This window comes from Cupriavidus necator (assembly GCF_013141915.1).
Classification (GTDB): Bacteria; Pseudomonadota; Gammaproteobacteria; order Burkholderiales; family Burkholderiaceae; genus Cupriavidus; species Cupriavidus necator_B.
The window spans coordinates 137,645-149,384 of record NZ_SROX01000020.1; the positions used below are offsets into that span (position 1 = coordinate 137,645).

The 11,740-nt window shown below is 68.4% G+C and carries 14 protein-coding genes; 6 read left to right on the forward strand and 8 right to left on the reverse strand.

Annotated elements, in window-relative coordinates; genetic code table 11:
* Positions 1-14: 14 nt before the first annotated feature.
* Complete coding sequence (locus tag E5S69_RS27455; RefSeq protein ID WP_171517608.1) at positions 15-188, reverse strand: hypothetical protein; 174 nt, start codon at positions 186-188, stop codon at positions 15-17.
* A 275-nt stretch (positions 189-463) separates the two neighbouring features.
* On the opposite strand from E5S69_RS27455, the gene grpE reads away from it, so the two are divergent.
* A complete protein-coding gene (gene grpE, locus E5S69_RS27460; RefSeq protein ID WP_171517609.1) occupies positions 464-1,033 on the forward strand; it encodes a nucleotide exchange factor GrpE in 570 nt (189 codons plus the stop codon).
* A gap of 92 nt (positions 1,034-1,125) precedes the next feature.
* Positions 1,126-1,557 (forward strand): thioredoxin family protein, encoded by a 432-nt coding sequence (locus E5S69_RS27465; RefSeq protein WP_171517610.1) that lies wholly within the window; start codon positions 1,126-1,128, stop codon positions 1,555-1,557.
* Between the two features lie 13 nt (positions 1,558-1,570).
* On the opposite strand, the gene E5S69_RS27470 is transcribed toward E5S69_RS27465, so the two are convergent.
* The gene (locus tag E5S69_RS27470; protein WP_171517611.1) at positions 1,571-2,854 is read right to left on the reverse strand and encodes a phospholipase A; all 1,284 of its coding nucleotides are present in this window, start codon (positions 2,852-2,854) and stop codon (positions 1,571-1,573) included.
* 130 nt (positions 2,855-2,984) lie between these two features.
* Positions 2,985-3,416 carry a DUF1841 family protein gene (locus E5S69_RS27475; protein ID WP_171517612.1) on the reverse strand — a complete coding sequence of 144 codons (432 nt, stop codon included), beginning with the start codon at positions 3,414-3,416 and terminating at the stop codon, positions 2,985-2,987.
* A 101-nt stretch (positions 3,417-3,517) separates the two neighbouring features.
* Between E5S69_RS27475 and E5S69_RS27480 the strand changes: the two genes are divergently transcribed.
* Positions 3,518-4,456, forward strand: coding sequence for a DMT family transporter (locus E5S69_RS27480; protein ID WP_171517613.1), 939 nt, complete (start codon positions 3,518-3,520; stop codon positions 4,454-4,456).
* A gap of 88 nt (positions 4,457-4,544) precedes the next feature.
* Positions 4,545-5,132, forward strand: a complete 588-nt coding sequence (locus E5S69_RS27485; RefSeq protein ID WP_171517614.1) for a malonic semialdehyde reductase — start codon at positions 4,545-4,547, stop codon at positions 5,130-5,132.
* Between the two features lie 77 nt (positions 5,133-5,209).
* Here the strand turns inward: E5S69_RS27485 and E5S69_RS27490 are convergent, their stop codons facing one another.
* Genes E5S69_RS27490 through E5S69_RS27500 form a run of 3 tightly spaced genes read right to left on the reverse strand, consistent with a single transcriptional unit; the run spans position 5,210 to position 8,479 of the window.
* Positions 5,210-5,935: a Coq4 family protein gene (locus E5S69_RS27490; RefSeq protein WP_171517615.1), complete on the reverse strand. Its 726-nt coding sequence runs from the start codon at positions 5,933-5,935 to the stop codon at positions 5,210-5,212.
* Between the two features lie 16 nt (positions 5,936-5,951).
* On the reverse strand, positions 5,952-6,935 hold the full coding sequence (locus tag E5S69_RS27495; protein ID WP_171517616.1) for an alpha/beta fold hydrolase: 984 nt from the start codon (positions 6,933-6,935) through the stop codon (positions 5,952-5,954).
* Positions 6,932-8,479: a flavin-containing monooxygenase gene (locus E5S69_RS27500; protein ID WP_171517617.1), complete on the reverse strand. Its 1,548-nt coding sequence runs from the start codon at positions 8,477-8,479 to the stop codon at positions 6,932-6,934. Before E5S69_RS27500 ends, E5S69_RS27495 begins: the two co-directional genes overlap by 4 nt.
* A 97-nt stretch (positions 8,480-8,576) precedes the next feature.
* Between E5S69_RS27500 and E5S69_RS27505 the strand changes: the two genes are divergently transcribed.
* Positions 8,577-9,242 carry a TetR/AcrR family transcriptional regulator gene (locus tag E5S69_RS27505; RefSeq protein ID WP_171517618.1) on the forward strand — a complete coding sequence of 222 codons (666 nt, stop codon included), beginning with the start codon at positions 8,577-8,579 and terminating at the stop codon, positions 9,240-9,242.
* Here E5S69_RS27505 and nth read toward each other — a convergent pair.
* Together nth and rsxB are read right to left on the reverse strand one after the other, a co-directional pair.
* Complete coding sequence (gene nth, locus E5S69_RS27510; RefSeq protein WP_171517619.1) at positions 9,211-9,855, reverse strand: endonuclease III; 645 nt, start codon at positions 9,853-9,855, stop codon at positions 9,211-9,213. The genes E5S69_RS27505 and nth overlap by 32 nt on opposite strands.
* The gene (gene rsxB / locus E5S69_RS27515) at positions 9,852-10,673 is read right to left on the reverse strand and encodes an electron transport complex subunit RsxB (protein WP_171517620.1); all 822 of its coding nucleotides are present in this window, start codon (positions 10,671-10,673) and stop codon (positions 9,852-9,854) included. Before rsxB ends, nth begins: the two co-directional genes overlap by 4 nt.
* A gap of 307 nt (positions 10,674-10,980) precedes the next feature.
* Here rsxB and E5S69_RS27520 point away from each other — a divergent pair, with 307 nt between their 5' ends.
* Complete coding sequence (locus E5S69_RS27520) at positions 10,981-11,616, forward strand: TetR family transcriptional regulator (RefSeq protein WP_171517621.1); 636 nt, start codon at positions 10,981-10,983, stop codon at positions 11,614-11,616.
* Positions 11,617-11,740 lie beyond the last annotated feature (124 nt).

The following is an 11,740-nucleotide window of genomic DNA, read 5'->3' on the forward strand; positions in this document are numbered from 1 at the left end:
CGGGTCAGCCGCGCTTATTCCTGCGTGACGTCCGGGCTGACGAAGGGAACGATGTAGTGCTTGAACACCGCCTTGCCGCTGCCATACTCCGTATCGCGCGGGGTGAAGGCGCCGGACAGGCAGATAAAGACGGTCATGACCGCCAGCGCGGCCACGAAGCACAGCGTCACGACTGGGAGCTTATGCATGGCCAACCTTCCGGAAGTAGCACAAGAATGAACCATCTCCTGCGCCCTCGACATTTTTGTCATTTTTCTTACTAAGAATCTTAGTGAGCGCGATGACGCAAAGCAATAAGGCGTCGATTGCATGGGGCTGCGCTTTGTAACCGTGTGTTTCGGCGTCGCGCCGGCGCCACTCTTGAAAAGCGGCGACGTGCCACCACCTCTATCGGACACACGCCGATTTACCACCCGCGGCCGGGCCCACGGCGGGCCGCGACACTGCATTGATACGGATCGACATGGAAGACCAGAAGCAGACGCCATCCAACCAGACTGCGACGCCTGCGGGCGATGAGGCGGCCAGCGCCGCTACCGCCAGCCCGGAGACCGGCGCGCCGGGAACTGCCGAAGTGGACGATGTGGCGGCCCGATTGGCCGCGCTGGAAGCCAAGGCGAGCGAGCACTACGACATGTACATGCGCGCGGTAGCCGAAGGCGAGAACATCCGCCGCCGGGCGCAGGAAGATGTCGCCAAGGCGCACAAATTCGCCATCGAGAACTTCGCCGACAACCTGCTGCCGGTGATGGACAGCCTGCAGGCCGCGCTGGCCGATGGCTCCGGCGATATCGCCAAGCTGCGCGAAGGCGTGGAACTGACCGCGCGTCAGCTGGCCACCGCCTTCGAGCGCGGCAAGATCGTCGAGCTCAATCCGGTGGGCGAAAAGTTCGACCCGCACCGACACCAGGCCATCTCGATGGTGCCGGCGGAGCAGGAGCCCAACACCGTGGTGACCGTGCTCCAGCGCGGCTACACCATCGCCGACCGCGTGCTGCGACCGGCGCTGGTCACGGTGGCGGCGCCGAAGTAAGCGCCGCCGGTTCCAGCCGGGCGGGGCGCCGTGCCGTCCCGGCCTGGGGCCCGGTGCCTGCCGGCCCGGGCGTTCGTCATTGGGAGCGAACCATGAGCACCGAACCGCAAGCCGGCGCGCCGGACCCGTCCGCGGCCCCGCATCTCGACCAGCGCGCCTTTGACGCGTTTGGGATGCGCGAGGTCGACGACGCCACCATCGATGCCGCCATTGCCGCGGCCGGCGACGCCCTGGTGTGCGTGTTTTTCTGGGGCGTGGACTGCTTCAATTGCGAAATGGCCAAGCAGGCCATGCTCGCCAATCCTGGTCCCCTGCGCGCGCTGGAGCTGCACTGGCTGCACGCCAACGTCTATGCGCATCCGGCGCTGGGGCGGCGCTTCGGGCTGCACGGCATCCCGGTGTTCATGTTTTTCCAGAACGGCAAGAAGCTGGGCCGGGCTACCGGCTGGCACGGCCACGGGCAGTTTGCCGCGGCCGTGGCCAATGCACGGCTGAAGGCCAGCGGCAAGCCGCTGGCCGGCTAGCGCAATCCCGGCTTCAGCGCGACAGCGAGTAGCCGATGCGGAACTGCCACGGCAGCTTGTGGTTGTAGTCGAGCAGGCTCTCGCCGTAGCCGACGAAGTACCCCGCCATCAGATACCCGGCCGTGCCCGGGATCAGCCGCGCCATCGGATAGGTCAGCTGCGCGTCGACGCTGCCGTACCACTTGCGCGTGCCCTTGCGCAGCGTTGCCGAGAACTCCCATGAGTCCGGCCGCCCGTAGGCGATGCCGAGGTCCATGAAGCCGCGGTAATGAGCGATATCCGGGTTGTCGGCCTTTTCCACATAGGCATAGAGCTTGGGTGCGACGCGCCAGTGCCAGTCGTTCTGGTCGCCGAAATAGAAAGTCGGCTTGACGAAGACCGTATTGATGCTGCGCGACTCCTCGCCGCTGCGGCCGTTGGATTCATGTTCCAGGCCGGCGGCCAGCGACAGCCGGCTGATGACGTTGTTGCGCACCCCCGTGTCCGACAGGTAGTAGAACAGGCTCGGCCGGTAGTTGGTGTCGCGGAACGGCGCCGATTCCTCGCTCAAGTCCCACAACGAGAACTGGGTATAGCTGAAGTAGAGGTTGTCGAACAGGCGCTTCGAAGCCGGGTCCTCGCCCTCGAAGATGCGGTACTTGAAGCTGAACTGGAACTTGGCGTTGGCGCCACCGTGCGCGCCGACGATAAAGTACATCGGGTCGTGGAACGAGAGCCTGGCGCTGTCGCGCAGGTCGGCCGGGGCGGGGGCCGCGGCCTGGGCCGTGGTGATCGGCGTCACCGGCACGGGAGCGCCTTCGACGCTTTCGGCAGCCGGTGCCTGGCTGGCGACCGGCGGCGCCGACGTGGCCGCCTCGCCCGGCTGCGGCAGCCGGTTCAGCGTGACCAGCACCGGCGCGGCGTCGATGCCGGTGGCATCCAGGCGCACCTGGCCGCGCAGGACCGGGGGCAGGGTCACGGTGTAGCGGATGGCGCGATGCTCGCCACGGCGCAGGTTGACCACGGCCGGGCCCGAGACTTCGCGCCACAGCACCAGCCGCACCGGCGCCTGCATTTCGTTGGAGGCGGTCACTTCGAGCGTGTCGGGAATACGGTAGCGGCGGGTGGCGTTATCGGCCGACACCACCAGGGTCAGCGTCAGGGGCTGGTTGCCGTCGATCACGCGCGGCGGCTGCAGCAGCGCCACGCCGGCATGGCCGGCGAGTGGCCAGGCCAGCATCAGCGACAGGCAGAGCGGGGCGACGGCACGGCTGGATGGCGCCAGACGCTGCCGCGGAAAAAGGGCAGTACGGGGCATGAAGAGGCGCGACATTGCCAGGTGATGGCAACGCGACTAGGGAAAACTCGGAGCCCAAAGCCTACCACGCACGTCCGCAAGGGTTGTGAGGAATTGTACGCTGCACTTTTCGCGCGTAACGGCGGGGCCTTCAGCGGCTGGCGCGGCGCCTGACGCAATCGACGTAGTGGTCGCCGTCCGGGGGCTGGCCGCTGCGCTGCGCCTGCCACAGCATTTCGCCCAGGCATTCCATCACCTGGTGCTGGGCTTCATGCGGGGAATCGAGCCGGCGCGCCAGCGCCTCGTAGGCCTGGCGGATGCCGCGCGGCTGGTCGACCGAGACCTGCTCTGAAATCGACAGATGCATCGCCAGATGCAGGAAGGGATTGGTCTGGCCTTGCTCGGGGGTGTAGTCCTGCGCCAGCGCGCCATCGGTGTCGCGCAGCAGGTCGTGGTACTCGGGGTGCTCGCCGATCCAGTCGACGGCGATGGCTTCCAGCGGGGTCAGCACGCCGCCTGCGATCTGCTTTTGCCAGGCATCGCAGAAGAACCGGCGGACTTCTTCTCTTGAGGGATTGAACATGGTGGCGCCATTGTAAACGAGGGTGGCGGCCCAGGTGCGCTGCCCCGCCAGCTGCGCCGGCGCCGCGTAAAATGCGGCATCGCCGACTCCTTGCCTGCCTGATGCCCGCTTCCGCCCCTACCGCCCCAAGCGATGCCCGCGACAAGCTGGCCGGCGTGCTGCTGATCGCGGTCTCTGCCAGCGCCTTTGGCGCCATGGCAATCTTCGCGCGCTTCGCCTACGCCGCCGGTACGGACGTGTACGGCCTGCTGCTGGTGCGCTTCATGCTGGCGGCCGCGGCGCTGGCGTGGGTGATGCGTGCGCGCGGCATCGCGCTGCCGCCGTGGCGCCGCGTGCTGGCGCTGGCGGCGATGGGGGGCATCGGCTATGTCGGCCAGTCGTTCTGCTTCTTCAGTGCGCTCAACCATGCGCAAGCGAGCCTGGTGGCGCTGCTGCTGTACCTGTATCCGCTGTTCGTGACGATCCTGGCTGCCATCTTCCTGAAAGAGCGGCTGACCACCGCTGTGGTGGTGGCGCTGGTGCTGTGCTCGGTGGGTGCAGGGCTGACGGTGGGCGGCGGCGCCGGTTCGCCGCTGGGCATCGCGCTGGGGCTGGCGGCGGCGGTGATCTATTCCGTCTACATCATCGTCGGCGCGCGCGTCACCGCCGGCGTCAACCCGATCGCCACCACCACGGTGATCTGCGCCACGGCGGCGCTGGTCTACGGCACTGTCGGCATGCTGCGCGCCGGCGCGGGCACGCCGCCGCAGTTCCCGGCCGATGCCGGCGGCTGGCTGGCGCTGGCGGGAATCGCGCTGCTTTCCACGGTGCTGGCGATCCTGACGTTCTTTGCCGGGCTGCAGCGCCTGGGCGCGGCGCAGGCGTCGATGCTGTCGACGCTGGAGCCGGTGGTTACCGTGATGCTGGCGGCATGGCTGCTGGGCGAGCAGATCGGCGCGGCGCAGGCCGTGGGCGGCGGCCTGATCCTGGCGGGGGTGCTGTGGCTGACCCGGCGCGGCGGCGCACCTGCCCCGGCGCGCGCCGACATGCAAGGGAATTGAACAGGTTGCTCAAAGGCGCTGTCGCGAGGCAAGCCGGCCGTTGGGTACAATCGCGCCTTCTTTCACCTACCGTACAGAAAGGACGCGCATGTCACAGATCGATACCGCCGCGCTGGCGCAGCTGTTCACCGAAGCCCGCACGCACAATGTGTGGCAGGACCGCCACGTGGACGACGCCGTGCTGCACCAGATCTATGAAGCGATGAAGTTCGGCCCGACCGCTGCCAACAGCAGTCCCGCGCGCATCGTGTTCGTCAAGAGCGCCGCCGAGAAGGCGCGCCTGGTGGACTGCGTATCGGCCGGCAACGTCGACAAGACGCGTTCGGCGCCGGTGACCGCCATCATCGCCTTCGACACCGCCTTCCACGACCAGCTGCCCAAGCTGTTCCCGCACGCCGACGCCCGCTCGTGGTATGCCGGCAACGACGAAAAGATTGCCCGCGACGCACTGATGAACAGCTCGCTGCAAGGCGGCTATTTCATCCTGGCCGCCCGCGCGCTCGGCCTGGACTGCGGCCCGATGGGCGGCTTCGATGCCGACAAGGTCAACGCGGCGTTCTTCCCCGACGGCAAGTGGCAGGTCAACTTCCTGTGCAACCTGGGCTATGGCGTCGCCGAGAAACTGTTCCCGCGCGGTCCGCGACTGTCGTTCGACGAAGCCTGCCGCATTGTCTGAACCCGCTGGCTACCGGCAAACAAAAAAAGCGACCCGCTGGGTCGCTTTTTTATTAGGGCACTCGTCACGCGCGGCAATCAGGCCGTCCATGCCTGCATCGGGCTGCAGGCCAGGTAGCGGCGCGGTTCGCCAATGCCAAGCCGTGCGCGCGCCGCGTCGATCGGTTCGTGCAGCAGCTTCTCGTAATCCTCGCCCAACAGCCAGCTGGCGCGGCGGCCCAGCCGGTAGCCTTCCAGCACGGCGCGCGCAAAGGCCAGGCTGCCGGTGATGCGCAGGCTCTTCAGCGACGCCGCGATGGCGATGAAGGCCCAGCCCTTGCCGCCGGTCTGCGCGTAGCTGAATGCCACCAGCGCGGCCTCGCCCAGGCTTTCGTCGGCCCGGTAGCCGGTGAGCACATGCCAGATATCGTGGATGTCGCGCGTGCGCCGGCCGAACCACAGGTAGGCATCTTCCAGCACCGGTTCCTGGTCCAGGTTCGACACCTTGGCCAGTCCGTCCGCGCTGTACCCGGTCTGTTCGAGGAAGGCGCGATAGGCCGCGCCGACCGTGCCCGGCGCGAACCCGGCCACGTAAGCGGGATCGGACAGGCGCTCGGCCAGTTCGACGCGCTGGTAGACCATGCGGCGCCCGTCGTGCGTGGCCAGCAGGCGGCTGAAGTTGCGCGGCATCGACGGGCCGTTGAGCGCGCGCATGATGCGGAACACCTGCTCGGTGTCGTTGCCGTTCGCCATCAGCTTGCGCACGGCGCGGAACGCGGCGAAGAGGTCTTGCTTGTAGGGGTTGGAACCCGTCGTGGTGGTCATGGGCGGTCTCCCGGGATCAGGCAAACTGTGCCGGACACGGCGCGGACACCTGCATCCGCGCCGCAGCGTCGCGCACGAAGTCGACGCTGGCGGCGATGGCGGTCACCGGCAGCATATGCCCGCCGTTGACCAGGGTCAGCGTGGCGCCCGGCACCTTGGCCACCAGCGCTTCGCCGTGCTCGGCAAAGTTCAGGATGCGGTCGTCGCGGCCGTACAGCACGCTGACGGGCACGCGCAACATGCCGTAGTCGCGCAGCAGGGCTGGCAAGCTCTGCGCGGCGCCGATCAGGTCTTCAGACGCCGCCAGGAAGTGGCGCGGGCGCAAGGCCAGCAAGCCGCCGCCGCGGGTCGGGAAATCGTCCGGGACCGGGTCGGGGCCGAACACGAGGTCCATGACCTCGGCGCGGTGCCGGATCGACATCGGCACCACCAGGGTCCAGGCCATCAGCCGGCGCTGCCATGCGCGCGGCACGGTCATGGCCCTGAACACCGGCGAGATCGCCTTGGGCGGATGGGTCAGCGGCGCGATCAGCGCCAGGCCGCCGACACGCTCCGGATGGCGGATCGCCAGCGCCAGCGCAATCGCGCCGCCCAGCGAATGGCCCACCACCAGCGGCCGTTCCAGGCCCAGCTGGTCGCACAGCGCGGCCAGCGCGTCGGCCTGCGCGGGCAGGTCGGCAGCGCTGCCGGGCGCGCGGGTGGAATGGCCGGCGCCGGGGCGGTCCACGGCGATGACGCGGAAGTGCTCGGCCAGCGGCGCAATCATGCCGTAGCCGAAGTTCTCGAGCTGGCCCGACAGGCCATGCACCAGCAGCAGCGCCGGGCCTTGCCCGCGCTCTACCACATGCAGCCGCGCGCCCGGCACGTCGACAAAGCGGCCGAGCGGCGGCATGGCGGCTTCGATGCGCCGCGCGGTACGCCACGTGTACAGCCACAGCGCGGCGCCGGACAGCAGGGTCAGCGCCATCAGCACGCCCAGGGTGATGAGCAGGGCAGTCATGGCTGCGCCTCGCCGGCGGGCACGGCCGTATTGACGCCGGTTGCATCCTGGTGGTTGCGCGGCGCCGGCGCTGCGGCAGGCGGGGCGCCGAACTGCAGTACGCCATCGGCGATGCGGCCATGCCGGATGGTCAGCAGGTCTTTCAGGTAGTTCTGGTGCACGCGCCAGGGCTTGCGGTCGCCTTGCCGCGGCAGCACGCCGGCGGCGCGCTGCACATAGCCCGAGGTGAAGTCCAGGAAAGGGGTCGGCTGCATCGCTGCGGGCGCGCGCGGCACGGCGATGCGGTGGCCATGGCGGTCCATGTGGCGCAGCAGCCGGCAGACATACTCGGCCGTCAGGTCGGCCTTGAGGGTCCACGAGGCGTTGGTGTAGCCGAAGGCCAGCACCAGGTTGGGCACCTCGCTGAGCATCATGCCCTTGTAGGCGAGGCATTCGGCGGGGCGGCGCGGCCGGCCGTCCACCGTGAGCGCAATGTCGCCCAGCATGTTCAGCTTCAGGCCGGTGGCCATCACTACGATATCCGCGGCCAGCGACTTGCCGCTGGCGAGCACGATGCCGTCTTCGGTGAAGCGCGCGATGGTGTCGGTGACCACCGAGGCGCGGCCCTCGCGCAGGGCGCGGAACAGGTCGCCGTCGGGCACCAGGCACAGGCGCTGGTCCCAGGGCTTGTAGCGCGGCGTGAAATGCGTCGCCACGTCGAAGCCCGGTGGCAACTGCGCCGCCGCCATGCCGACCAGGCGCGCCTTGACGCGTTCCGGCCGGCGCCGCGCCAGCTGGAAGAAGGTCATGCCGAGCAGCACGTTCTTCCAGCGCGTAACGGTGTAGGCCAGCCGTTCCGGCAGCACGCGGCGTAGGGTGCGGGCCATGGCGTCTTCGCCGGGGCGCGTCACGATATAGGTGGGCGAGCGCTGCAGCATGGTCACGTGCGCCGCGCGGCTGGCCATCGCCGGCACCAGCGTGACCGCCGTGGCGCCGCTGCCGATCACCACCACGCGCTTGCCGCTGTAGTCCAGCGCTTCGTCCCAGAACTGCGGATGCACGATGCGGCCGCGGAAACGGTCCTCGCCGTCGAACGCGGGACGGTGGGCCTCGGCATAGCTGTAATAGCCGGCGCATACATAGAGCAGGCGCGCGCGCAGGCGCAGCCGGCTGCGCTCGCCATGCTCGGCTTCAATGGTCCAGCAGGCCTCGGCGCTGTCCCACGCCGCGCTGACCACCCGGTGGCCGAAGCGGATATGGCGCGTGATGCCGGCTTCTGCGGCGGTCTCGCGGATATAGGCGCGGATCGACGGCCCGTCGGCGATGGCCTTGGCGCCGCGCCAGGGCTTGAAGCGGTAGCCCAGCGTGTACATGTCCGAATCCGAGCGGATGCCCGGGTAGCGGAACAGGTCCCAGGTGCCGCCGATGGCCTCGCGCGCCTCGAGGATGGCGTAGCGCTTGCCCGGGCAGCGCCGTTGCAGCTGGCGCGCGGCGCCGATGCCGGACAGGCCGGCGCCCACGATCAGGACATCGAGAACTGCGTCATCGGTAATGGCGTCGCGCATTGGGGGCATCCGGACGAATGGCACTTCTGACAACATAGATTGTCAGAAGCGATCCGGCAAGTTTTCTGCGAGTTTTCGCGCCCTAGGGAATGCCATAATGGCGCGCATGACACCCGAGCTGACCCCCGCGCGCCGCTACCGCGGCGCCGACGCCGAAGAGCGCCGTGCCCAGCGCCGCGCCCAGCTGATCGCCGCGGCCGTGCAGGTCTACGGCGAGCGCGGTTACCAGAACGCCACCGTCAAGGCCGTGTGCGAGGCCGCGGGCCTGACCGAACGTTATTTCTACGAGTCATTCGCCAACAGCGAGGCCTTGCTGCTGGCCTCGTTTCAAACCGTGACGCACCGGTTGCTGCATACCCTGGTGATGGCGGGCGAGGGGGCCGGCAAGGGCGGCCCGCAACAGGCGCTGGCCATGCTGCGGGCCTATTTCGGCGCGCTGCAGCGCGAACCGCGCTCGGCGCGCGTGTTCCTGGTAGAGATCCGCGGGGTCAGCAAGCTGGTCGACGGCGCGCTGGCCGACTCGCTGGACGAGTTTGGCGGGCTGCTGGCGCAAGCGCTGCTGCCGCCGGGACGCGAGCATGATCCGTGGCTGACGGCGGGGGTGGCGGGCGGCGTGGTCCACTTGGCCGTGCGCTGGATCCGGCACGGCTACACGCCCGATGTCGAAGTGGTGGCGCGCACCGCGCTGCAGCTGGCGATGGTGCTGGCGCAGACGCCCGAAACGGCAGCGGCTACAGCTGCGGCGCCGGGGTTTTCTCCCTGAACTCGCACAGCGGTTCGATCGCGCAATGCCAGCATTCCGGCTTGCGCGCCTTGCACACGTAGCGGCCGTGCAGGATCAGCCAGTGATGCGCGTCGTGCAGGAATTCATGCGGCACGCACTTGAGCAGCTTCTGCTCGACGACATCCACGTTTTTGCCAGGCGCCAGCCCGGTGCGGTTCGACACGCGGAAGATATGCGTGTCGACCGCGATGGTGGGCTGGCCGAACGCCGTGTTGAGCACCACGTTGGCGGTCTTGCGGCCCACGCCGGGCAGCGCTTCGAGCGCCTCGCGCTCTGCCGGCACCTTGCCGCCATGGCGTTCGACCAGGATGCGGCAGGCCTCGATCACATGCCGCGCCTTGGTCTTGTACAAGCCGATGGTCTTGATGTATTCGCTCAGCCCGGCTTCGCCCAGGTCCAGCATCTGCTGCGGGGTATGCGCAATCGGGAACAAGCGGCGCGTGGCCTTGTTCACGCCGACGTCGGTGGCCTGCGCCGACAGCAGCACGGCGATCAGCAACTCGAACGGCGAGCTGTACTCCAGTTCCGTGGTCGGGGCCGGATTGACTTCGCGCAGCGTCTCAAAGATGGCACGGCACTTGGCGGCGTTCATTGTTCTGGTTTCTGGTCGGTGGCCGGATCCTGAGTGGTGTCGGGACCGACCTGCCGTGGCGTCAGCCCCAGGCGCGCGCGCCGCGCTTCGGCGGCGTCGATCTGGGCCTGCACCGCGGCCGGGACGTTTTCGGTATTGCGCGGCTGCGCGGCCTGCTGCTTCTGCCGGGCGCGTTCGATCGCGGCCTGGATGATGGCGCGCTTGCGTTCCTGCGCGGCGCGCTCGGCATCGGTCTGCGGCGCTTCGGCCTGCACCGCGGCGAGCTTGGCGGCGGCCTTGGCGGCGAGGCGCGCGTCGTTCTCCTCGCGCTCGCGCGCCAGCCGCGCATTGCGCGCCAGGTAGCGGGCGTGCGCGGCATCGGCCTGCGCCTGCGACCACGCCGCCCAGCCGGTACGCGCGCCCGTCACCGGGACCATGTCGATGCAATCGACCGGGCAGGGCGCCACGCAGAGATCGCAACCGGTGCACAGGTCCGGGATCACGGTATGCATCTGTTTGGCAGCGCCGGCGATGGCGTCCACGGGGCAGGCCTGGATGCACAGCGTGCAGCCGATGCACAGGCTCTCGTCGATGCGGGCGACGGCGCGTGGCTGCTCGGTGCCGCGCTCCGGATCCAGCGGCAGCGGTTCGGTGCCTAGCAGCGCGGCCAGGCGCACGATGCCCTGCGCGCCGCCAGGCGGACAACGGTTGCAGGCGGCCTCGCCGCTGGCCATGGCTTCGGCGTAAGGGCGGCATCCGTTGAAGCCGCACTTGGTGCACTGGGTCTGCGGCAACAGCGCCTCGATACGGTCGGCAAGGGACTTGGCGGCGGGATTCACGACAACGGACGACAATTCAGGGGACAAGAGCGGACAAGAGCGGGGTCAGAATCAGCCCCAGCACGGCGCGATCACGAGATTTACGCGGCGCTGTGAGCGGTTGGCGACATAACGGCGGCCCGTTCGGGGCGGACAATGTGCTGGCGACCCCTGCGGCACCGGGGTCTCTGCGGACCCTGCGGTTTTCGCGCCGCAAGGATTATCCCCGATTTCGCCGGCGGACAGAAACGGCGATGATGCGCGTCGCGCGGCCGGATTGCCGCAATCCGGCCTGTGCAATAATCCGCGCAACGATCGACCACACCCCATGTCAACAGAGCCCAAGACCAAACGCGACCCGGAAGGGACGCGCCGACGCATCCTCGCTGCGGCCACCGAGGAATTCGCCAAGGGAGGGCTGGCCGGCGCCCGCGTCGACCAGATTGCCCGGCGCGCGGAAACCAACGAGCGCATGCTGTATTACTACTACGGCAGCAAGGAAGGGCTGTTCCTGGCGGTGCTTGAGAAGCAATACGCAAATTTCCGTGCCGCCGAAGAACAGCTGCATCTGGTCGACGAAGACCCGGTCGAGGGGGTGCGCGCGCTGGCCCGCTTTGTCTGGGACTGGTACTACGAGCATCCCGAGTTCATCCGCCTCGTGAACAGCGAGAACCTGCACGAGGCGCGTCACCTGAAGAATTCGGCGCAGCTGCAGCAGCTGATCAACCCGGTGGTCGACGTGCTCGCCGATGTGATCCGGCGCGGCCAGCAGCGCGGACTGTTCCGCGACCACATCGACGTGCCGCAGTTCTACCTGACGATCTCCGCGCTCGGCTACTACGTGCTGTCGAACCGCTACACCATCAGCGCCGTGATCGGCCGCGACGTGGCTTCGCAGCAGGAGCACGAGCGCTTCGCCGAACTGCACACGGACATGCTGCTGAGCTACCTGAAGAAGCCCTGAGCCGCTGTCCGCGCTCCCAGGCCGAAACGCAGAAACGCCCGCATGGCGTGAACTGAACCCCAGAAGTTGGACGGTTCGAGAAGACTAGGCTTGCAAGGGCTGAGTCCTGTATTGCACGGGACTC